We start from the raw sequence: 22,351 nt of genomic DNA on the forward strand, positions 1-22,351 counted from the left end.
GAGCGTGGTGAAATGACCACACCCCAGGAATTCATTGCTTCCGCTTTGCTGCGCGAACGAACCAAGGCAGGGCTGACAGTCACTGAACTTGCCCGACAGGCTGGAATCGGAAAATCGACTTTGTCGCTCCTGGAAACAGGCAGTGGAAATCCCAGCCTGGAAACACTGTGGGCGCTCTCGACAGCGTTGGGCATTCCCTTCTGGAGGCTCGTGGAACCCTCGGTTGATGACGTGACCGTGATCCGCCTCGGTGAAGGCACCCGTATCGAAGCCGCGGATTCCCGCTACGCCGGCACACTTCTCAGTGCGGGCACACGTGGCGTGCGGCGCGACATCTACCGCGTCGAAGCCGAGCCCGGCCCAGCTAGACGGTCCACACCACACACGGCCGGAACCATTGAACATGTCACCCTCATTGCCGGGAAAGCGCTCGTTGGCCCGCTGAACGGGCCACTGGAGCTCCACCCCGGCGACTACGTCAGCTACCGCGGCGATCAACCCCACATCTTCGACGCCCTCGAAGCCGGTACCGTCGCGACCCTGGTCTCCGAAACACTGCTCTAACCGCAGCCCTGCCGCCATAGTGGATGGTGCCTCTCCCAGAGGTTCTGGGGTTCGCAGGCGATGGCAACAAGGGAATACGGCACTGGTGAATTCATCGCCAACGCCGCAGGCTCCAGCGACACCAGCAGGTGTCCGGTGCTGCTGCCGGAAGCATCTTTCCCGACGCCGCAGTGGACTGTATTTTCGCGCCCAACGGCTCCCCTGAATCACGTGGCAGGCAGGGCAAACCGGCGTTCAATGCTTTCAACGCCGTTGCCTGGTCCTAAATCTCAGGACCCAGGTCCGTCCTGGTGCTTGGTCAGCAACAAGTTGGAGATCAACGATGCCCCGCATCCTTCCATCGTTTGGGTGCCGCGGAAACACCCATTTATGACGGCATTGTCGGGTTGCTGCAAGCCAGTGGCACGCTCACGGATCACGGTGAGGCGAACAATAATCCAAGAATTCTGTTTTGCCGTTGATCCATTGACGGCTTTGACTATGAAGGCGTGTCCCGTTATTGGGGGGCCGCCCGCCCTGCTTCGGCGCATATGAAAACAAAGGGTGCAAAGGAAAATTCTCCGACTGCTGCCGGCTGGCATGATCATTGCCGGAGCCATCCCCGGGTGCACTGCAATGTCTGTGGACATGTCCACCCAACGGTGGAATCACCCGGTGACGCTGCAACTTCTGTTGCCCCGCCCAGCATCAACACTGGAACCTTCGTTTCGCAAGCAGTGGCAAGCAGCGGCGAGGCCGTCACCACCCAGGCACCCTCAAGCCTGATCCCTGAATTACCCGATTTTTCCACCGGTGCCGGTGATGATTCGTAGGTGACCGTGAGTCCTGGTGCCATAAAGTGAAATGCCGCCGGGGACAACGTTGTCAATGAGCCAACCCGGTCTTTGCTGGAAAAACTCATATCCACCACTGGAACACACAGCCATGATCTGAGCTACATGATGAATTTCTTTCCCGCAGCGAAGAGCATCACGATCTACAACAACACCACCAGGGAAGCCTTCGGGCCCGCCAATCTGCAGAAAAACACGGCAAACCCCTTTCGGCCAGCAGGACTTTGATTGTCCGGCACTTTCTTTGCACAGGCACTGGTGCCAGGAAGTGGTGAGGTGCCGGCCGGCGCCTCACCACGGCCGCAATAGCCGCGGTCCCCGTCTATGGCAGTTTTGCCTAAAGCGCCAGGTGGCTGGCAATGCGCCAACAATCCACGGATCCGAACGGCGGGGCGTCCAGCTGCCAAAATCCCGGCGGTCCCCGGGCGTGCTGGCTGGTCGGCGGCGCCATGTCGTTTCCTGACACACCGCTGGTGGATGAATGGCAGCTGCACATGGTGATGTCACAGCCCCTGGCGGCGGCTGTGCCAACCTCTGGCGGAACGCTGGCCAGTCCGTCAAACAGTCCTTTAGTGTGGGGGTAGGAAGCCCGGCAACGGAAGAAAGGAGCGCCCAATCTGAACCAGGACGCCCCCCGGGTGCCGCCCATCGCAGGAGCCGCCTTTTCAGCGTGCTGGTTCCATCCCGGATGGTCGATCATACTGTCCACAAAGCTGACTGCCCCGTAATGTGACTTTCACGAGGGAGTGCCCTGCGCGGACGCGGCTGGTCGATTGTATGCATCAAATATTCCCGAAGGAGGAGGGGAACATGCTCGCGCTGACGATCACCCCTGGAGTTGCAAATTCGCTGGCCCTCAATGATGTACCGGCGCCGCGGCAGGAGGATGGCGAGGTTTTGGTCGATTCATTGGCGGTGGGACTTTGTGGCACTGATTTTGAAATTGTCGCCGGTGCTTATGGGACAGCCCCTGTGGGGCAAAGACAGCTGGTGTTGGGCCACGAAAACCTGGGCCGCGTCCGGGAGGCTCCCGCCGGGTCTAATCTAGCCGTTGGAGACATTGTGGTGGGCATCGTCCGCAGGCCCGATCCGGTGCCTTGCGGTGCATGCGCCGCAGGTGAGTGGGACATGTGCCTGAACGGCCGCTACTTCGAGCATGGCATCAAGGAATTGGATGGCTTCGCCCGCGAACAGTGGCGCGCCCATCCAGACGCCGTGGTCAAACTTGACAGTCGGCTTGAGCGGGTGGGGGTTCTGCTTGAGCCGGCCACCATTGTTGCCAAGGCGTGGGAACAAATCGAACGGATTGGGAAACGGGCTTATTTCGAACCAAAGACAGTGGCTGTGACGGGGGCGGGACCTGTGGGCCTTCTGGCTGCATTGCTGGGGGTGCAGCGTGGATTTGAAGTTCATGTCTTTGACCTGGTCCAGGAGGGTCCGAAACCCGGCTTGGTGAAGGACCTTGGTGCGGAGTACCACAGCGAACCACTGGGGTCCTCCGCATTCCGCCCCGATGTGGTCATTGAATGCACAGGTGTCCCCGCCGTCATCCTCGATGCCATTTCCTGTGGCGGAACAAATGCCATCACCGCCCTGGCAGGGGTATCGTCCATTGGACGGGAAACCCCCCTCGACGTCGGCCGGCTGAACCGTGCCGCTGTTCTTGAAAATGACGTGGTTTTTGGAACCGTCAATGCCAACAGGCGGCACTATGAGGCGGCGGCGGCAGCCATGGCAGCCGCCGATGAATTCTGGCTTGAACGGCTGATCACCCGCAGGGTGAAGCTAAAGGACTTTAGGGATGCTTTCAAGCGTGGCGACGAAGACGTCAAGGTGGTATTGGATCTGCAGGACCTGACATGAACCGCATTGAGGACTATGCCGTCATTGGGGACCTTCACACAGCGGCCCTGATTGGGCGTGACGGTTCAATCGATTGGATGTGCCTGCCCCGCTTCGACTCGCCGGCCTGTTTCGCGGCGCTGCTGGATTCCCCCGCAGCCGGGCGCTGGCTTTTGGCACCGAAAGGATCCGGCACCTGCACCCGGCGGCGTTATGTGCCAGACACATTGATTCTGGAAACCGAATGGGATACCCCGGAGGGATCGGTGCGGGTTCTGGATTTCATGCCCGTGCGCGATGGCACCGCTGATGTGGTGAGAATTGTCCAGGGCGTCAGCGGTGCCGTGCCCATGTATGGAGAACTGGTTCTGCGGTTCGATTACGGTCAGGTGGTGCCGTGGGTGCGGAGCACCGAAACCGGGATCAGTGCTGTTGCAGGACCGGACGCGGCGTATCTTTCGACGCCGTCGCCGACCCAGGGCCGGGACCAACGCACCATCAGTGAATTTACGGTTCGGGCAGGGGACTCGGTCCCGTTTGTGCTTCGTTGGGCTCCAAGCCATGCCCCGGTGCCCAAGGCCGTGGACGCCGGACGTGCCTTGCAGAAAACGTCCGCCTACTGGCGCCAATGGATTGCCCGCAGCCGGACGGAGGGCATCTACAAGGAAGCCGTTGAGCGATCCCTGATCACCCTCAAAGCATTGACCTACGTCCCCACGGGCGGGATCGTGGCGGCAGCCACAACCTCGCTCCCGGAGGAGCTGGGCGGTACCCGGAATTGGGACTATCGGTATTGTTGGCTGCGAGATGCCACCCTCACCCTGCAGTCCCTCCTGGCCTCCGGTTATAGGGACGAGGCAGCGGCTTGGCGGGAGTGGCTGCTGCGGGCCGTGGCGGGCGACCCCTCCCAGCTGCAAATCATGTATGGCCTCGATGGCACCCGCCGCCTTCCAGAAGCGGAACTGCCATGGCTGTCCGGCCATGCAGGGTCGAAACCGGTGCGCATCGGCAACGCCGCGGCACCCCAACTGCAACTGGATGTGTGGGGTGAAGTCCTTGACGGACTTTCCTTGACCCGTGCCGCGGCGCCTCCCGGGGAGGTTGATGATTCCTGGGACATGCAGCTTGCCCTGATGGAATACCTTGAGGGTTCTTGGGACCGACCGGACAATGGACTGTGGGAGATGCGCGGACCGCGGCGGCACTTCACGCATTCGAAGGTTATGGCGTGGGTGGCCGCCGACCGGATGGTGAAGGGGGTCCGCGATTCGGGCCTGCCCGGACCTGCAGACCGTTGGGCCGACCTCCGCGCGCAGATCCACCGCGACGTGATGACCAAGGGCTTCAATCAGGAGCTCAACAGCTTTGTGCAGTCCTACGGCAGTGAACAGCTTGACGCGAGCCTGCTGCTCATACCCCGGGTTGGGTTCCTGCCCCATGACCATCCGCGCGTTGCGGGGACGGTGGACGCCATCCAGGAGCGGTTGACGGAGGACGGCTTTGTGATGCGCTACCGTCCGGAAGCCAGCGACGACGGGTTGCCCGGCGGGGAGGGGGTGTTCATCGCGTGCTCCTTTTGGCTCAGCGACGCGCTCCTGGGCATTGGCAGGATCACCGAAGCCAAGACCCTTTTCGAACGGCTCCTGTCCCTGCGCAATGACGTGGGACTGCTCAGCGAGGAGTGGGATCCCAAGACCAAACAGCAACTGGGCAACACCCCGCAGGCCTTTAGCCATTTTCCTTTGATCCACAGCGCGCTGCAGCTTCAGGAAGGGCGCACGCACCACAGCGACACCCCCATGGCCCCGCCCCGGCCAAGGAAATTTACCGCTGTCCGGGATGCAGGGCCACAGGACTGAGCAGGTGCAGCCGCCGCAGGCGGCGGCAGCACGTTGCAGGTCAGTGGGGAACAGTGCGTTCCGCCATTGCGCCAGGGCAGCCGGGCTCACCGGGCACGCTGCAGCCAGGTGCCGTGCAACCACTCCTGGACCGGCACCAGCCCGCCCCTCAAAATGCCACTGACCCGCACACCTAGCGGGCCACGATGAGCGCTTGTGGTGCCGCCTGTTTCATGCGCGTCTGCAACCATTTCAATTGGGTGCCGGTTTGGCCATCACAGTTGGCGACCACACCGAGGAGTTCAACATCCCTCAGTCCCTGCGCGGCCTGTTTAACCATGGTCCAGGTGATGTCGACGAGGCTTGCCAGCAGGTAAAGGTCCTGCAGGTCCCGGAGCAGGCCGACGGGCCCGGAGCGGGTTTCCGCGAGCCCCTGGGCGTGCAGGCGTTCGGGTTCGTCCTCGTCCCGGGTTTCCCCGTACCTGGCAATGATGGGGGCAAGGGCCTTTTGATGGGCGTCGCATTGTGCCGCGAGGGTCAGGCACAGGAAATGGACATCGGGTTCGTGGCCATGGCCTTCGGCAACCTGGCGGAAGGATGCTGCGAGCGTTCCCTCGGATCGATGCAGCAGGCCCAGGTAGACGGGAAGTTTCATGCCCTTTCCTCCTTGGTGGCCACGGAGGGGGGCTCCACGGCGGCGATGGTCTCCGTGGCTTGGGCGTTGGGTCCACCGGCGGTTGGCAGTGTCCGCCCGCGTTTGGCGGGCCTGGAGGCAGTCGTGGTGGGGGCGGGGGAGATGCCGGTGCCGTCGGAGATTTTGGTGACCCTGACAGCGGCATTCTTCAGGACCGGTTGTTTGGACACTGGGTCCCACTCGGTGAGGGTCAACTCATTCGCTGCCCGGTAACGCCCATCGGGGATTCCTCCCCGGTCCCAGTATCCGTAGTGGAAGGGCGCGAAAACGCTGCCGTCGCGGACCCCGCTGATCCTCAAGGCTGCGGTGATGTGTCCGCGCCGTGACTCCACCTTGACAATGGCGCCTTCATCAAGGCCTTGGGCGGCTGCGTCATTGACCGACATTTCCACCCACGCCTCTGGAGCGGCGTCATTGAGCTGCGCCGCGCGCGCCGTCTTGGTGCGGGTATGGAAATGGTAGACGGTGCGTCCGGTGGTGTAGCGGTAGGGATATTGTGCATCCGGCGTTTCGTGGGCCGGATGGTAGGGGGCGGTTTTAAAGATTGCCCGCCCCGCTGGTGCCATGGACCGGTAGGCTTGTGGACCCACCGTGGCTCCAGTGAGCAGGTCGTGGCCGTACGTTTCGCTGTATTCCGCTTCGGTGGGGAAGATGCCGTCCCGGTAAAGCCTGACCGTTCCGTCGGGATGCTCATCGTTGCAGGGCCAGGGAATGCCGCTGCCGCCCCGGAGGCGGTCGTAGGTGATCCCCGTATAGTCGCACGGACGTCCGCGAGAGCATTCCCGCCAGGCATTAAAGGCATCTTCCGGCCCTTCCCACGTCAGCAGCGGGGAACCGTCGAGCTGGGTGAATCCCATGCGCCGGGAATAGTCCAGGAAGGTGTCCAGGTCGCTGCGTGCCTGCCCCGGCGGTTCCACCGCCTTCTCGGAAAGGTGGACGGTACGGTTGACGTTGGTGAACGTCCCGGTTTTCTCACCCCACCCGGCCGCCGGCAGGACGACGTCGGCGTACTGTGCCGTTTCCGTCAAATACATGTCCTGAACCACCAGGAACAGCCCCGGTGTGGAAAGAATGTTCCGAATGCGGGAAAGCTGCGGCATCGAGACAGCAGGGTTCGTGGCTGAAATCCACAGGAACTCTATGGACCCCTGCTCCACATAACGGAAGATCTGCATGGCGTGGGTGGGGGGAGCCCAGTGCGGAATGATGGACGGATCCACGTTCCACAATTCTGCCAACTCCTGTATGTGCCGGGGGTTCTCCCAGTTCCGGAATCCGGACAGGTCGCCGTCCGCGCCGCACTCACGGTTGTTTTGCGCCGTCGGCTGTCCATTCATCTGCAGGACACCACACCCGGGCTTCCCCAGCAGGCCTCGGAGCAAATGCAGATTGTTCACCCCACACGCCGAGGCAGTCGCCTGGGATGATTGGTAAAAGCCCTGCAAAACTGTCGAAAGCACCCGCTCGGAGGTGCCAAAGATCTCCGCGGCCCGGCGCACATCCGCCGCGTCCACCCCGCAGGTCTGCGCCACCGCCTCCGGGGTCCACGGCTCAACGGTGGAACGCAGCTCCTCCACATTCAAGGTGTGCGCGTCAATGTAGTCCTGCTCGATCCATCCGTGGACAAACAGTTCACGCACCAAGCCGTGCATCAAGGCAAGATTGGTGCCGGGCCGCACCGGCAGATGCACCTCGGCACGGCGTGCCACCTCGGTGTTGCGTGGATCCACGCAGACCAATCGTGGCGGATTGGGCCCGGCCAAGCGGTCAAGCACCCGCATCCACAGCACAGTCTGCGTTTCAGCCATGTTGTGGCCAAAGAGGAACATGGCGTCACACTCATCAATGTCCACATAACTGCCCGGCTGCCCGTCGGACCCGAAGGATTCCTTCATGGCCGCCGCGGCGGTGGCGGTGCACAACCGGGTATTGCCGTCCATGTGCGGGGTGCCAATGCCTGCCTTGCCCACAATTGCCTGCGCATAGTACTCCTCCAAAAACAACTGGCCGCTGGTGTAGAAACCATGCGACAACGGACCCTTGTCATCGAGCAACGCGCGGCTGCGGGAAACTATCCGCTCCATCGCCGTATTCCAGTCCGTCTCGACGAGCTCGCCGTGCTCACGGATCAGGGGCCGGGTGAGGCGGTCCTTGTTGTTCATGCCCTGCCAGCTCGCAAACAGGCCCTTGGGCCCAAGCCGGCCATGGTTGACAATGTCCACAGCCCGGCCCCGGACTCCCACCATGGAACCGTCCTTGACCGCAATGTCAATGCCGCAGCCGTTGCTGCACAGCACGCAGGCGGACTGGACCCACGTATCCACCGATTGTTCGGTGACCCCGGCTGCAAGGACTTGATCGACCCGGACCGGCCACCGCGTGTCCCGTGCAAACGGTGTCCGGGTACCCCAGATGTCAGCAATGCGATCAACCATGGTGCATAACCTCCTTGTGACGAACCTTTGCCCGCAGCGGCCTTCACGCCTGCCATGTTCGGCCAGCTCCCCGCAGGGCATCGGGCCCACTGGCCAGCGGCACAGGCTGGATGGGGCAATCAGTGCCAAACTAACCCTGGCGACCGGTTCGGCGCAACTGTTTGTGCCCGTCTTCCGGCAGCGGGCTGCCGCTGCCGGCGTGCGCAGCGTGCGACTCGAAGAGCCACTGCGGGAGAGTGAAAAATCGCGGCCCGCATGGCCCATGGGACTCGGGGCGGAAGGTGGGGAAGGAAACGTCCGCCCCGATCCCGCCGCGATTTCCACGGCAAATGTGGCGACCGACGGTTTTACGGCTTCGCCAGTGCAACCTCCAGCACGTCCGAATCCAGGACCTTCGCCCAAAGCAGGCCAAGGTCAACGGACGTGCCGTCGGCGAATTCAAAAAGTCCCCCGCCCAGGTAGCGGGCACCGTCCAGCTCGGCGTGTGTGCCCTCGCCGCCAAGTCCGACGACGGCCGCGTAGTCGCCATCGGAGGCCGAACCGGAGGTCCCGATCCAGGCTATGGTGAGGTGTTCCCCCATGGGATGCGGAGCCTGGCGTCCCCAGCTTCCGGACTCCTCCAACGCCTGCCCCAGTCCGGCCACGGGGCGGATGTCGCTGACCAGCGGGGAGCCGGCTTCAAGCGGCCAGCCTCCCATCCGCAGAATGGCAGGGGAGTCGGCCGAGCAGCCCCTGACGCTGACAAGGCGCAATTCCACCGCCCCATGGGTGAGCGAGGCCACGGTGACTTCCGGGCCGGACGTTGCCGTGCCTTTGGCGCCGCTGCCGTGGTCCGGACCGCCGTTTGGATCAACCGCGATCCATTGGGTGGCGGCCCGCGAGGCGCCCACCAAAATTCCCCCCACCTCCACGTGGCCAAGGAAATCAAAGCCGGTGCGGTGCGTCAGGCCGCCCTCGCCGTTGATCAGCACCACGGCGTTGTCCAGGGATTCCGGTTCAAGGTCCGGGAAGGTATGCGTGGAATAGCCCAATCGGGCGTAGAGCGGTGAATCCGCCACCGCGACGCCGGGATTGGCGTGGTCAGTTCCGTGGTTGACGACCCGGACCACCCCATCGGCCACCGTGCCGTTCACCTGCCAGCCGGGCGCCGCAATCAGGTGACGGGTGTTGCCAAGCTCCACCGGCAATGGCTCCTCCACGGCCGTCCACACCCTGTGCTCCGCCGGCAGGGCCAGGCCCAGAAAGCCCTTGGCAGCCCAGTACGGCGACCCCGCACCGGAGTATGACTGCCTCATCCCGGGGAATTCCCCGTGCCAGCCGATGGACAGCAGGCCGTCGCCATTGACCGCGCCACGGCGCAGGAAGTAGTCCAGGATGCCCGAGGAGGCGCGCCGGGCAACCCCGGGGGCCAGCCGGGTATGGCCGGAGAGCTCACCCACCCAAAAGGGTGCGGCGGCGGCGAAACGGTAAATGAGGCTGCGTCCCTGAATCAGGGGGGCGCCGTTGCCCCCCACCAGGAACGCGGCGTCGTCGAGGTAGTCGGCGAGCCGGTCGCCGTCGAGCGTCCTCATGCAGTGCATTCCTCAAAAATGTGGACCTGGTCCCGCTAGGGCTGGTCAGTAACCCTGATGATGCCCGTGCCCGCGCCCGCCGTAGACGGCCTCAATGACGAAGCGGGCGGAACGGACCCTGCCGCCCACTTGGGAGACCAGGTGCATCAGGCACCATTCCGCGTCGCGGTGTGCGCCATAAATGAGACCTCCGGCCCGCGTGGTCTCGCCCGGACGGGGACCCCGCCCTCGGGCTGGGCGTGGGGGAACCCAGCACCGTCGCCCACAACCGGTGCTGGTCCGTACATGGGGCCCAGCCAGTATCCGGACTGTTCGCCCGCCCAGCGTCCGGCAGCGTGCGTGAGCTGACGCCGTTGCTGGACATTGGGGGGCGAGCTCCCTAGTCGCGCTTGCCGAAACTGCGCAGCCGCAGCGAGTTGGCGACCACCAGCACCGAGCTTGCCGCCATTGCGGCCCCGGCGATCATGGGGTTCAGGAATCCCAGTGCCGCGATGGGGATGCCGGCGGTGTTGTAGGCGAAGGCCCAGAACAGGTTGACCTTGATGGTGCCCAGCGTCTTGCGGGACAGTTCGATGGACTGGGCGACCTGGGTCAGGTCGTTGCCCATGATGGTCAGGTCGGCCGCTTCGATGGCGACGTCGGTGCCCGAGCCCATGGCGATGCCCAGGTCCGCCTGGGCCAGTGCCGGGGCATCGTTGACGCCGTCGCCGACCATGGCGACAACGTGCCCGCGGGCCTGGAGAGCGCGCACGGCCTGGGCTTTGCCGTCGGGGAAAACGTCGGCAAAGACGTCGTCCTCGACGATGCCGACCTGTGCGGCAGCCAGCTTGGCCACCGCTGCGTTGTCACCGGTGAGCAGGACCGGGCGCAGGCCCAGTTCCTTGAGCTTGGCGATGGCGGTGGCGGAGGATTCCTTGATGGTGTCGCTCAGATTCAGCAGTCCGGCGAAGGACCCGTCAATGCCAACCATGATGGAGGTGGCTCCTGCCTGCTGCGCAGCCGCAAGGGCGGCACGGTGCGCATCGGCGAGTTCGATGCCGTTTTCCTTCAGCCAGCTTTCCCTGCCCGCCACCACCACGCGGGTGCCGACCGTGGCCCGAACACCGCCGCCCGGTGCGGAATTGAATCCGGTGGTCTCCAGCAGTGGTGCCTTGGCGCGGGCCGCGGCGACGATGGCGTGGGCGATCGGGTGTTCGGAGCCGGACTCGGCGGCTCCGGCCAGGGCCAGCAGCTCCGGTTCGCTGAACCCGGTGACCGGGCCCAGTGAGGTGACGGCGAGGTTGCCCTCGGTGATGGTTCCGGTCTTGTCCAGCAGCACGGTGTCGATCTTGCGGGTGTCCTCCAGGACCTGCGGCCCGCGGATCAGGATGCCCAGCTGAGCTCCTCGACCGGTTCCAACCAGCAATCCGATCGGGGTGGCCAGGCCCAAGGCGCACGGGCAGGCGATGACCAGCACCGCAACCGCTGCGGCAAATGCCGAGTTCAAATCGCCGGAAAAAACCAACCACAGGGCGAAGGTGAGCACCGCGATGACCAGCACGATCGGCACGAACACGGCGGAAATGCGGTCGGCCAACCGGGCGATGGGCGCCTTGCCGGTCTGCGCTTGGGACACTAGCCGGCCCATCTGGGCCAAGGTGGTGTCGGCCCCGACGCGGGTGGCGCGGACCAGCAGGGCCCCGGAGGTGTTGATGGTGGCCCCGGTGACGGTGTCGTCCGGACCCACCTCGACGGGAACCGACTCACCGGTGACCAGGGCTGTGTCGATGGCCGAGTGCCCCGTGACGACGAAGCCGTCGGTGGCGATCTTCTCCCCGGGCCGGACGACGAACTCGTCGCCGGGAACCAGCTCGGAGGCCGCGATCCGGGTTTCCACCCCGTTGCGCAGCACCGTGGCTTCCTTGGCGCCCAAATCCAGCAGAGTCCTTAATGCGTCGCCGGCGCGCGATTTGGCGCGCGCCTCGAGCCAGCGGCCCAGCAGCAGGAAAGTGGCCACGACGCCGGCCGTTTCGAAGTACAGTGCGTGTTCGCTCATCGACATGCCGACATGTGCCGTGATGTTCGGATCGGCGATCAGCTGCCAGAGGGAGAAGAAGTAGGCGGCCAGGACACCGACGGACACTAGGGTGTCCATTGTGGAGGCGAGGTGGCGGGCATTGATCGCCGCTGCCCGGTGGAACGGCCAAGCCGACCAAAACACTACGGGCGTGGCCAGGACCAGGGCAACCCAGCCCCAGTGGGGAAATTGCGCACCGGGAATCATGGAAATGATGAACAACGGCACCGTGAAGACCGCGCCGGTGATCAGGCGTTTCTTCAAATTTTCCCCGGCCCCGTGGGCAACGTGATTGCTTTCCGGGGCTGTGCGCGCACCCCCGTAAACCTGGGTTCCGCCAACCCGTTCGCCGTGCGTGGAAGCGGCCGGCGTATCCGTGACAGGCGCCAGGGGCGCGGGTGCGTATTGGTCAACCTTGACGTTGGCCTGGTAGCCGGCGGACTGGACAGTGGCGAGGATTTGTTCGTCGCTGACGTTTTCCGGGACCGTGATGCGTGCCGATTCCAGCGGCAGGTTCACGAGGGCTTCAACGCCTTCGATCTTTCCGAGTTTTCTCTCGACCCGGCCCACGCAAGATGCACAGGTCATGCCCTGGATGTCCAGTTCGACGATGCGGTGATTGGGAGGGAACGTGATGTCGTTGCTCATGATTCCATTTCTTGTCTCAGCCGCAACAGGGGAGGGAAAATCTGGATGTTTGATCCGGACCCTGCCCTGGGGCGAGCGGGAAGATGATTAGGCGCTTGCGGAGACGAGCGTGTAGCCGGCCTCCGTCACTGCGGCTTCGAGAACCGAGCTCTCGACCGGGGAGTTGGTGGTGACGACGGCGGTGGAGGTGCCTCCGGCAGCCAGCGCGATCTGGACGTTGCTGACCCCGGGGACCTCGTTGAGCTCCTCGGTGACGGAGGAGATGCAGTGGCCGCAGGTCATGCCGTCGATTTTCAGGGTGATGTTGTTCTGGCTCATAATTTCCTCCGAAGGTTTGGCGGTGATGGTGAGGCCTTCGCTTGAGTTGCTTCCGCAGCCGCAGCCGCAGCCGCAGCTTGATTCGATGCTCATGGGTTCTCCTTGTTGGGTGATGGAACTTGTGCCGCGAGTTAGCGCAGCAGGCGGCCAATGGCCGTGGTGACCTCCGAAACCTTCTCGTCCACGTAGGACCGGTCCCCGGTTTGAATGCTCCGTTCGGCGGCATTCACAACGCAATGGGAAACGTGTTCTTCCAGCAGGCCCAGGCTGACCTTGTGCAGGGCTGCGTTGATGGCCGAAATCTGCGCGAGGATGTCAATGCAGTATTTGTCCTCGCTCACCATGCGGCTGACGCCGCGAACCTGACCTTCAATGCGGCTGAGCCGCTTCGTCAGGGCTTCCTTGTTGGCCGTATATCCGTGTCCGACGTGCTCGTCGAGGGGGAGATTATTGTTTTCCATACCTCAATTAATACCCCCTATGGGTATAACTGTCAAGTACCCCCATGGGGTATATAAGTTCTGGGACTGATGCGTCCTTCTGCCGCACAACAGGACCTTCCCGGGCGAGTGGCGATTACCCGATGCCAAGGCTGCGCGATGTCCAGTAACCACCGTTTGGGTAGATTTCCTCCTTCGGTTTCGTGGCCTGGAGGGCCGGCGATGCCGTGATTACGCCCGAACGGAACGGGGAGGTTCCCCTCGCCGCAACGGACAAGTGGCCTGCCTCGGATTTCTTGGCGGAAAGAATCGTTTAAGCCTAGGAACTGATCCGGCACGCACCGGGGGACCGCCTGGCACTGGGCAGTGGACACGTCACCACGCTGGGCGGCTGCACCCTGGCATCTCTTGCTGCCTTGACCGTAAGGCGCGCAGCGCATGACTTGCTGGTCCCTAGATGTGTACGCCGGACCATGAATGCCTTCGATGCCGGTGGCCTTTAAAGGAGATCCAACTCCAGGGCGGTCCGGGGTGCACTGAAGGGATCTGTGCTGTGTCCATCCAGGCCTGTGTTGGGGGAGGGCGGGTTCCGCGCTACCCTGACTGAAATCACCTACATGTTGAAAGGGCCCTCATGCCATTGGCCTATTCCACCCTGGGATGCCCCGGGGATTCACTTGACCAAGTCATCGCCACGGCCAAAACGGCTGGAGCCACAGGGTTGGAACTACGTTTGGCCGCCGGGGAATTTGTGTCCGCCGGCATGGGTCCCGCCCAAAGCGCAGCGGTGGCCGAGCGCCTCGCCGTGGCCGGACTGACGGTATTGGCAGTGGCCGCATACGTGCGCGTGTGTGCTCCTGCCGTGAACCCGGGCAGCGCAGCGGTCCCCAACGACGGCACGGATGCAGCCGGTGGACGGGGCGCCGGCGATCCGGTGCTGGCTGAACTGGTGTCAGCCATTGAACTCACCGCACGGTTGTCGGCCGGAAATGTTGGTGCCGCCGCGCAGCTGCGGGTGTTTCCAGGTGCGGGGTTGGAGCCGTGCGGGTCGGGTCAGGAAGTGTCCGCGGACATGGCTGCGGCCGATTTGCGCGGTGCCCATCGGCTGAATATGGTGGCGGACCTGGCCCGTGAACGGGGCGTGACCATACTGCTGGAGACGCACGACTCGCACCCGCGGGCCGCTGACGTCAGACGGATTTTGGAGCATGTTGACGCCGCCGCACCCGTGCAGGTGATTTGGGACCTGATGCATCCATGGAGGTACGGCGAAGAACCCGAACGCACCGCCAAACTCTTAGCCCGCTCCCTGGCGTATCCGCAGTTCAAGGACGGCGTGAAGAACCCGCGGGACCACAGCGTGACGCTGACACTGCCCGGCCAAGGCGAGCTTCCCCTGGCCAGGATGCTTGAGCTGACATCACGCATTGCGGCCACTAAAGGTATTGGTGATCCATGGGTCTCGTTGGAGTGGGAGCGGGCCTGGCATCCTGAACTTCCCCCCGTCGCCGAGGCACTGGATGCATTCAAGGCCGTGCTGGCCCTGCCGCGGGCAGTGTCCATGGCCGGTGACACCAACGACCAGTAACGGTCGGGTCCCGTCTAGCAGCTTGGGGCCTGGCACAAGGACGGAGCCGCACGTGGGATAAACGTCCGAGGCAAGGGACTATGCCAAATGATGCGCGGACATTTTTCTGCGGTGCTTGCATGGCGTTGCAGCTTGACCTGGCGCCGCCGCGCCAGTTCGCACCCTCAAACCGGGAAGGTTGTGCACCATCACCGATGGCAGGGGGCCCTTTAGCATCGCTTTCTTTGAATGTGTGATGATGGATTGGATTTTGCTGCACAGCTCAGCGTCAAGCTTTGAACATAGGGGGCTTTACTTCGTGGAAGAGTTTTCCGTGCTGGTGATAGTGCATGGTCGGGAAGACCATTTAAGACGACTCCTTCAGGGGGTTGATGCCTCCAGGCAGCGACCCGCGGAAGTAGTGGTTGCCTACATGAATGAACCTGACCCAGCCCCCCTGGAATGTTCCGTGCCCCTGCGCACCATTCATGTCACTTCGACGCTGGAGGACTCCAGCCTGCCTTTGGCCCGTGCCCGCAACGCGGCTGCCGCTGCCGCGCAAACCCCGAACCTGGTCTTTCTGGACGTGGATTCCATTCCCGCGGCCGGCCTTTTCAGCACCTTCCTTCAGGCACTGGGGCAGGGTCCGGTGCTGGCCATGGCCGAACCGCGATACTTGAAGCAGCCCTTGGACCCCGGGCAGGCGGTGAGCGAGGAACAACTGCTGGCCAGTTCAGTGCCACACCACACACGTTTGGGGCTGCCCAGGGCATCCACCATGTCCGGTCATGAAATGTTCTGGTCCCTTGGCTTTGCCATGGCCGCTTCGGTGTTTGAGCGCGTGGGGGGATTCGACGAACAGTACCAGGGCTACGGCGCCGAAGACACCGACTTTGCCTTCCGCGTCAGGGACGCAGGAATTCCCATCCACTTCGTGGAGGATCCGGTGTTCCACCAGCATCATGGAGTGCATGCTCCGCCGCTCAACCATTTCTCTGACATTATTGCCAATGCGCGCCGTTTTCATGCCCAATGGCGGGTTTGGCCGATGGAAGGCTGGTTGAAGGAATTCAGCCGCATGGGTTTGATTTCCTGGCGTCCCTCCCACACCGAACTGACAGTCCACCGACCGCCGGAACGGGGGGAAATCAGTGCCGCACGCAGCCTCGCTCCCTATTAAATCATTGCCTCTTCAGTGATGCCGGTGGCGCAGACTTGAACCAGGTCCAAGAGTTTGCGCTCAAAATCCGCAGGGGCCACAAAGAGCGCCTTGCCCAGCGCCTCCGGGTCGCCTTGGGAGATCCTTGCCAATAAATGCTGCCACTGCGCCGTCGCCCGCCAGGATTCGAGCATTTCCACGCCGGCATTCCTTTGCAGCGTCTGTGCGAACGCGCGCTGTTCAGCGAAGGGCCTTTCCTCCGGCACCAAAAGCACCGGCCTGTGGCAGCTCGCGGCAGCGACCACCGCGTTATGGCCGGCGGAGCTGATGATGACGTCAGCGCTGCGGAGGATGGGCAGGGGATCCGCAACGACCCCGTGAAGCAACACATTTGAGGGCAGGGCGGTGGGGGAAGATTCAACTGATCCAACAATCTCCCAGTTCCAGTCGGGTGAATCGTTGGCGGCCCGAACCACCAGCTCAAGAGAGATGGCGGATGCCAGGGATGTTTGCACCACCACCTTCCGCTTCCCGCCTTGTCCCAATGGGCTTGCAATGGTGTTGGCTTGAGGTTCCGCGACAGCCAGATAATGGCTTTTGTAGCCAAAGCTGTCCAGATGTTTCGGGTCCTCCAACTCGGCTGGATAATACGCAAACAGGGCATCAGCAAGCTCGTATGCCAGTTGATGTGCCTTGTCATTGCGGTGGCCGGGCATGCGGCGGAAAGCCACCCGGTAGCCGCTCAACCTGGCAAAAAGCGCAACTTCCACTGAAACGTCCACCATGACAACATCGGGTTTGAATTGCCGCCAAGCATGATTAAGCTGGGCAAAACGTTGTTGAATCAGCTCGCCAGTGGGTGCGTAATGCAGATAGGCATCAATTCCGCTGTCCGCCTCGGGTTCCCCGCTTCCCACATCCGGATCCAGTGCCACGTATTCCAGGGCACCGGTCAGCAAGGATCCGTTGCGGGGCCCGGTGCTGGTGACCTGCAAGTCGAAAAGTTCACTGGCCGCCACTTTTTGGGCATGCCGCAAGTGACCGGTGCCAAAGTGATGGGCGTAATAGGAGACCCGGCGGCGCGTCATGAATTATCCACAGCGAAGGAAAGCGGCTGCTGCATCATTGACCGCAGAACCAGCTCGTACCCTTCGATCATGGCGTCGTGTGTAAAGTTCCCGGCCCGCTCCAGCACTGCTGCCCGGTCCAGGTCTTTGGCTTGGGAAGCCGCTTGCGCCAAGGCACCGCTGCTTTTGTCCCGGGCGACCACACCTCCCGTAACCCCCACCAGTTCAGCCATGGCCCCGGACGGCAGCGTTGCCACCGGCGTTCCACAGGCCATTGCCTCAAGCGTTGTCAGCCCAAAGGGTTCTTCCCAGAGCGGGGCGGAGATAAAAACTTCAGCCGAGCCAATCATGGATTGCAGTTGTTGTTGGTTCAGATGGCCAAGATAGCGGATGTCGTCATCGAGCTCGGGCTCAATCAGCGTCCGGAAGTATTCAAGATCCTGGATGGGGCCCGCCAACTGCAACTTCAACCCGACCGTCCGTGCAGCTGCGATGGCAACGTGAGTGCCTTTTTCGGGAGTTATCCTCCCTGTCCATGCTGCCGTACCTGGAAGCACCTCCTGCTGTCCGCCCCATTGAGCCAGGTCAATGCCGTTGTGGATGATGGCAATGTCCGGCAACCATTCACTCCAGGGTTGGGCATTGGCCGCGGATACAGTGGCAAATCTGCCCAGCGGGTCCACTGCCCGCGCTGGGTCCTCCAGAACTTCGATGACGCGCGGCAGGGGAGGGGTATGCAGAATGTGCAGCGTGGGCAGCTGCATTGCCTCGCGGTGTGGAATGGGACTGAGGGAATTGTTCACCACTGCGTCAAAGGAACCCGTGGCGACCCCCTGCACCGCCCGCCTCATGGCGTCATCAAGAAGGTGATGCTGTTTGTCCCGACTTTTGTCGTCGGGATAACCGCGGACCACGAATCCTGCCTCAAGCACAGGAACCACATTGCAGTCGACGGCGCTGCCCTCTTTGGCGAAAAGTGTCACCTCATGCCCCCGGGCCACAAGTCCAGCGACCAAATGCGCGGTATGGGATTCCATGCCCCCGGCAAAGGGGGAGGCAATTGGATGGTGCAGGTGCGCCAATACAGCTATTCGCAAAGGCCGCGTGCTTCCTTGCATTTGCAGTTTCATAGCGGCATCAACATGACCATGGGGCTCCCTCTGCTGTTGTAACTTATGCTGTCGCGACGGGCACAGGCAAATGCGGTCACGAACATCTTTTCGATATCGTCTCATACCACGGTGCAACAACCGATTCTTCCCCGCACTGCTTTCCTGTGGCGTGTCGGGGCCGCGGCGCGGAATCCCTGCAACCAAGCGTGGGCCCTTGCCGCCAAGGAAAAAACAAGGGGAAAAATCATGATCTGCCGCTCAAAGACCACCCCTGGCGCCAGTCCCGCCGCTCGCGCCGAAGCGGCGGCGGTCCCGGGGTGCGTGGCGCCGTCGGCCACGGCTGCGCGGTGCAGGCGGCAAAAAAGCGCGCACTAGACTAATTGATATTCATTGGAGCCGATGTGCATGATTCGCGATGGAGGAGACATGGGTCAAGAAGCTGTCCCTGACTGGTTGCCGTACTACGTGCGGGACCACCTGGCCGGGGCACGGGCCGGAATCAACGCATTTGCCCGAATTGCACGCGTACATAACCAGCCACTGGTGCGGGCCGAGCTTGCGGGCATGCACCAGCAGATCCAACAGGAATACCAGGAACTGCGTGCCATGATGGCTGAACTGGGCATGCGTCGAGCGTCGCCAACCATGGTCATGGCGGTGGTGGGTGAGCTGCTTGAGCGCTTAAAGCCCAACGGCTCCTTGATCAAGCGCTCTGTGGGCGCGGATGTTTTAGAACTTGAAGCGTTGATTTCCGCCGTGCAGGCCAAGGCCCGCCTATGGGAGACCTTACTGGCGGTTTCCGGCACGGAGCTTCCCTTGGATGCTGGGAAGCTTCGCGTTCTTCAAAACCAGGCGGAGGGCCAGAGAAAGACCCTCATTGGCCTGCATGCCCATGTGGTGGGCACGGCCGCCTAATTTGTCTCATTGCGCAGCCGTGGCGCAATGACCGCCGGGCCGGCGGCTTGTGCAGGTCTGAGGGCGCCTCATGAACCCCCGCGTCCGGCGGTGCTGGCATGCTTGGAGCATGACCACGGATGCAATCAAGCCCTCCCATGCCGCTGTAGGGGCGAAGCTGGTGCCGGCACTGCTGCTGTCGGCTTCCGGGCTGCTGCTTTTTGGCGTGGGCAACGACCCCGCGGGCTACAGCCTGCTGGCCCTTAGCGTGCTGACAGCGGTCTTCGTTGAGCAAGCTTTGGCACGTCACCTGGGTCTGATCGGGTTGGGGATGCTGATCATCAGTCTGGTTCCCCTCAACGCGGACCTCAGCATGGCGCACATGGCGCTCATGGGCGGTGCGCTGGCCTGTGCGGTGCTGGTGCCGTGGCTGCTTTCCCGCTGGGGCACTCAGGAGCGGATCATTCGTTTTCCTGTCAACACCGGCCGCAAGTGGCCGTTGGCGGCCAAATTGTACTTGTTGGGTGTGGTGGCCCTGGGCTATTTCATCTTGCCGGTGTATTTAATTGGCACCGGAGTCTATCAAAATTGGCCCGACGCCTCGGATCCCACCATTTTTTGGCGCCTCTTTTTAGGTGTGAACGCCGTGGGCATCTGGGATGAGCTGTTTTTCATTTGCACCACCTTCACGCTGTTGCGCCAGCATTTCCCTGACTGGCTCGCCAATCTGTTGCAGGCGGTGATCTTCTCCTCCTTTCTCTGGGAAATTGGCTACCAGGCTTGGGGTCCGCTGCTGACTTTTCCCTTCGCGCTACTGCAGGGCTACACTTTCAAGCTCACCAAATCCCTCAGCTATGTGGTTTCAGTGCACTTGATTTTTGACTTCGTCTTGTTTCTGGCTTTGGTGCATGCCCATAATCCCGACTGGCTGCCAATTTTTGTGTACTGACGGCGCTCAGGGTCCGACGCCGTCGGCAGGGGATTGGACGGGCACGGTGCCCACGGCTCCGCGGTCACCACTCCGGCCCGTGGGCACGGGCTGCTGAGGAGGCAGATCATGCCGGGCGCCTGTGCATTGCTGCACCGAGCTGCACCACAGCCAGCACGCACGCACAACATGGTCCTGACCGGGGCTGCAAAAACAAATCAACGCCAGTGTCAGCTGGCAGTCTCTTCGTCCGCGTTTTTAGCAGTGCTGTACGCATATCCCCCCGTGGCAAGGCGCACGGGGGACAGGACAACATGACCGAAGGGATTGCCGTAGTCCCATGCCGGATCCTCATATCCGGGGGCGGACTTGCGTGCTGCGGGCAGGAAAGTGGGGGTTTCAGGTGAGGTGGTCATCATGTCAACCTTCGTCGAGGAGAAAAATTGCGGCACCGGGGGGCGCTGATAACTGCCGGCTGCTCGACGTGGGCGAAAATCGCCAATAGGGAAGAATATAGCGCAGCTGCAGCCCACCCGTCCAGTGGCCCCGGTCATATTGCCGCCTTGATGCGCCAGGTGGTCCACCACGTGTAATCTTGGAAAACAGAGGCAGGATGCGAGCCCAACAGGAGGATGTCATGGCAGCCAGCAAAAACGCGCTTCCCCTGGCTGACGAATTGGCGGCCCTCGGTGCAAGTGCTGCCGGATTATTGTTGACGGAGAAAACCGTCGAAGAAACCCTGAACCTTATTACTGAAGCCGCCAAGCTCAGCTTCCCCCACGCCATGGGATCAGGGGTGACATTAATTGATGCCAACGCCCGGAAGATCAGCATGGCTGCCTCCGATCCGCTGGTGGAACAGGCCGACGAGCTGCAATATCAGCTGGAACAAGGCCCCTGCCTGACCGCGTGGGCCACGGGTGAAACGGTGGTGGTGGACCACATAGCCACTGATCACAGATGGCCTCAATGGTCGCAGGCTGTTGCCCCGCTGGCCGTGGCCGCCTGCCTGAGCACACCGCTCGGGACAAAAGGCGAGTCTTTTGGAGCCGTGAAGGTCTATGCGGACAGTCCCGGCGCCTTTTCCGAAGCCTCCCGTCGCGTCCTGGAGTTGCTCGCCGCCCAAGCCACCGTGTTGCTGGAGCATGCGCAGACCGCTGACAGTGCCCAGCGAATCAGTCAGGACCTTGCCCAAGCGCTGCGTTCCAGGGACCTGGTGGGGATGGCCAAGGGACTGATCATGGAGCGCGAGAACGTCCCAGAGGTGCAGGCCCTGCAAATTCTCATGAAACGGGCCACCACTGCCGGGACCACTTTGCGGGACACGGCCGTTGCCATGGTCGAGGCGGCAACCCTGCTGGACCGATAGCAGGGGGCGGCCACGGTGATGGACAATGACGATCGGCAGCTGGAGGCGATACGTCTGCTGCTGCCTTCAGCGCAGTTGACTGCGGGTGAGCTGTGGCTGAAGTATTTCGCCATTGGTGGTTCAGCAGGACAGTTTGAGGTTGAAGCGTTTCTCTATGGTGCCCACCAGCTGCCGACGCTGGAACGCGATTTGGTGGCGCAGACCCTCAATGAGCAATTCATGGCGCTGGATCTTGAAGACCGCATCCCCTTTTCCGCGGAGCCAGCTGCCAGTGCAGATGACAGGTCCGTCGATCATGGCCGCGCGCCTGACCGCGACGGCACCAGCAATCCTGACCGTTCCGCCGGCCAGCAGGAATCTGAAGGCTAGCGGGACGCTGCCGGAGCTTCGTAAACGGCGGATATACCTTGCACAGGCGGGTTGGCTGTGGGTATGTTGGGAAAAATGATCCCGCCGAAACGAAGTGTCATCATGGAAGCTCATGGTCAAGCCAGCGGCTACTCAACTGCACACCACGCAGCAGCTGGTTTACCTGAGGTGACGGTTGCAGAGCAGCTGCAGGACCTGGTGCTGGACAGTACGGACGTCAGTGACTTTCTCTTGGAGCTTTCGGAATATTCGGCATTGCTGGCAGGCACCGGGGTGGGCCACGTCGATTGCGCCGTGACCCTGTACGGGCGTCGCAAGGCGCTGACGGGGGCTGGGAACACAGCACGGGCGCGTTCCTTGAACAGCATCCAGGAACGCCTGGGCACCGGTCCCTGCCTCTCGGCGCTCCAGGAAGAGCAGACCGTGGTGATCAATGATTTGGCCAATGACCCACGGTGGCCGGATTATGCCCGGGCGCTGCTTGCTGAAAATATCCGCAGCGTTTTGACGGTCCCGCTGGTCTTGGAGCAGGGTGCCTCCGCTTCCCTTAATTTTTTCTCGACCACACCCCATAATTTCCATGCCGGCATTGTCCGCAGCGCCGAGCAGTACGCCCGCCAGGCCTAACGGGCACTGCGGCTGGCAGT

General features: G+C 62.5%; 19 protein-coding genes. 10 read left to right on the plus strand and 9 right to left on the minus strand.

Going from position 1 to position 22,351, the window contains the following annotated elements:
* Positions 1 to 12 precede the first annotated feature (12 nt).
* The 3 genes from ACFUCV_RS06350 (at position 13) to ACFUCV_RS06360 (ending at position 5,098) form a co-directional block, all read left to right on the plus strand.
* A complete protein-coding gene (locus tag ACFUCV_RS06350; RefSeq protein WP_380813515.1) occupies positions 13 to 564 on the plus strand; it encodes a helix-turn-helix domain-containing protein in 552 nt (183 codons plus the stop codon).
* Between the two features lie 1,643 nt (positions 565 to 2,207).
* A complete protein-coding gene (locus ACFUCV_RS06355) occupies positions 2,208 to 3,260 on the plus strand; it encodes a glucose 1-dehydrogenase (RefSeq protein WP_380813518.1) in 1,053 nt (350 codons plus the stop codon).
* Positions 3,257 to 5,098: a glycoside hydrolase family 15 protein gene (locus ACFUCV_RS06360; protein WP_380813521.1), complete on the plus strand. Its 1,842-nt coding sequence runs from the start codon at positions 3,257 to 3,259 to the stop codon at positions 5,096 to 5,098. Before ACFUCV_RS06355 ends, ACFUCV_RS06360 begins: the two co-directional genes overlap by 4 nt.
* A 172-nt stretch (positions 5,099 to 5,270) precedes the next feature.
* On the opposite strand, the gene ACFUCV_RS06365 is transcribed toward ACFUCV_RS06360, so the two are convergent.
* The 6 genes from ACFUCV_RS06365 to ACFUCV_RS06390 form a co-directional block, all read right to left on the minus strand.
* Complete coding sequence (locus ACFUCV_RS06365; RefSeq protein WP_380813524.1) at positions 5,271 to 5,732, minus strand: hypothetical protein; 462 nt, start codon at positions 5,730 to 5,732, stop codon at positions 5,271 to 5,273.
* Complete coding sequence (locus ACFUCV_RS06370) at positions 5,729 to 8,206, minus strand: molybdopterin oxidoreductase family protein (protein ID WP_380813526.1); 2,478 nt, start codon at positions 8,204 to 8,206, stop codon at positions 5,729 to 5,731. The genes ACFUCV_RS06365 and ACFUCV_RS06370 overlap by 4 nt, the downstream gene beginning before the upstream one ends.
* A gap of 347 nt (positions 8,207 to 8,553) precedes the next feature.
* Complete coding sequence (locus ACFUCV_RS06375; protein ID WP_380813529.1) at positions 8,554 to 9,777, minus strand: DUF2264 domain-containing protein; 1,224 nt, start codon at positions 9,775 to 9,777, stop codon at positions 8,554 to 8,556.
* A 379-nt stretch (positions 9,778 to 10,156) separates the two neighbouring features.
* Entirely contained in the window at positions 10,157 to 12,481 is a 2,325-nt protein-coding gene (locus ACFUCV_RS06380; RefSeq protein ID WP_380813532.1) for a heavy metal translocating P-type ATPase, read from the minus strand.
* An 87-nt stretch (positions 12,482 to 12,568) separates the two neighbouring features.
* On the minus strand, positions 12,569 to 12,892 hold the full coding sequence (locus ACFUCV_RS06385; RefSeq protein WP_380813535.1) for a heavy-metal-associated domain-containing protein: 324 nt from the start codon (positions 12,890 to 12,892) through the stop codon (positions 12,569 to 12,571).
* 38 nt (positions 12,893 to 12,930) lie between these two features.
* Positions 12,931 to 13,260 carry a metal-sensitive transcriptional regulator gene (locus tag ACFUCV_RS06390; protein ID WP_380813538.1) on the minus strand — a complete coding sequence of 110 codons (330 nt, stop codon included), beginning with the start codon at positions 13,258 to 13,260 and terminating at the stop codon, positions 12,931 to 12,933.
* 613 nt (positions 13,261 to 13,873) lie between these two features.
* On the opposite strand from ACFUCV_RS06390, the gene ACFUCV_RS06395 reads away from it, so the two are divergent.
* Both ACFUCV_RS06395 and ACFUCV_RS06400 read left to right on the plus strand, forming a co-directional pair.
* Positions 13,874 to 14,827 (plus strand): sugar phosphate isomerase/epimerase family protein, encoded by a 954-nt coding sequence (locus ACFUCV_RS06395; protein WP_380813541.1) that lies wholly within the window; start codon positions 13,874 to 13,876, stop codon positions 14,825 to 14,827.
* 412 nt (positions 14,828 to 15,239) lie between these two features.
* Positions 15,240 to 15,986 carry a galactosyltransferase-related protein gene (locus ACFUCV_RS06400; RefSeq protein ID WP_380813544.1) on the plus strand — a complete coding sequence of 249 codons (747 nt, stop codon included), beginning with the start codon at positions 15,240 to 15,242 and terminating at the stop codon, positions 15,984 to 15,986.
* Here the strand turns inward: ACFUCV_RS06400 and ACFUCV_RS06405 are convergent.
* Together ACFUCV_RS06405 and ACFUCV_RS06410 are read right to left on the minus strand one after the other, a co-directional pair.
* Complete coding sequence (locus ACFUCV_RS06405) at positions 15,983 to 17,053, minus strand: glycosyltransferase (RefSeq protein ID WP_380813549.1); 1,071 nt, start codon at positions 17,051 to 17,053, stop codon at positions 15,983 to 15,985. The genes ACFUCV_RS06400 and ACFUCV_RS06405 overlap by 4 nt on opposite strands.
* Positions 17,050 to 18,129, minus strand: a complete 1,080-nt coding sequence (locus ACFUCV_RS06410; RefSeq protein WP_380813552.1) for a glycosyltransferase — start codon at positions 18,127 to 18,129, stop codon at positions 17,050 to 17,052. The genes ACFUCV_RS06405 and ACFUCV_RS06410 overlap by 4 nt, the downstream gene beginning before the upstream one ends.
* Positions 18,130 to 18,570: 441 nt before the next feature.
* Here ACFUCV_RS06410 and ACFUCV_RS06415 point away from each other — a divergent pair, with 441 nt between their 5' ends.
* Complete coding sequence (locus ACFUCV_RS06415) at positions 18,571 to 19,059, plus strand: hypothetical protein (RefSeq protein WP_380813555.1); 489 nt, start codon at positions 18,571 to 18,573, stop codon at positions 19,057 to 19,059.
* A gap of 109 nt (positions 19,060 to 19,168) precedes the next feature.
* Positions 19,169 to 19,987, plus strand: coding sequence for a CPBP family intramembrane glutamic endopeptidase (locus ACFUCV_RS06420; protein WP_380813558.1), 819 nt, complete (start codon positions 19,169 to 19,171; stop codon positions 19,985 to 19,987).
* A 209-nt stretch (positions 19,988 to 20,196) separates the two neighbouring features.
* On the opposite strand, the gene ACFUCV_RS06425 is transcribed toward ACFUCV_RS06420, so the two are convergent.
* A complete protein-coding gene (locus ACFUCV_RS06425; RefSeq protein WP_380813561.1) occupies positions 20,197 to 20,382 on the minus strand; it encodes a hypothetical protein in 186 nt (61 codons plus the stop codon).
* 221 nt (positions 20,383 to 20,603) lie between these two features.
* Between ACFUCV_RS06425 and ACFUCV_RS06430 the strand changes: the two genes are divergently transcribed.
* The 3 genes from ACFUCV_RS06430 to ACFUCV_RS06440 all read left to right on the plus strand — a co-directional run bounded on the left by ACFUCV_RS06430 (position 20,604) and on the right by ACFUCV_RS06440 (position 22,331).
* A complete protein-coding gene (locus ACFUCV_RS06430) occupies positions 20,604 to 21,335 on the plus strand; it encodes a GAF domain-containing protein (protein ID WP_380813564.1) in 732 nt (243 codons plus the stop codon).
* 18 nt (positions 21,336 to 21,353) lie between these two features.
* Positions 21,354 to 21,704, plus strand: coding sequence for a hypothetical protein (locus tag ACFUCV_RS06435; protein ID WP_380813567.1), 351 nt, complete (start codon positions 21,354 to 21,356; stop codon positions 21,702 to 21,704).
* 102 nt (positions 21,705 to 21,806) lie between these two features.
* A complete protein-coding gene (locus ACFUCV_RS06440) occupies positions 21,807 to 22,331 on the plus strand; it encodes a GAF domain-containing protein (RefSeq protein ID WP_380813570.1) in 525 nt (174 codons plus the stop codon).
* Positions 22,332 to 22,351 lie beyond the last annotated feature (20 nt).

It is taken from the genome of Specibacter sp. NPDC057265, from assembly GCF_042668835.1.
Lineage (GTDB): Bacteria > Actinomycetota > Actinomycetes > Actinomycetales > Micrococcaceae > Specibacter.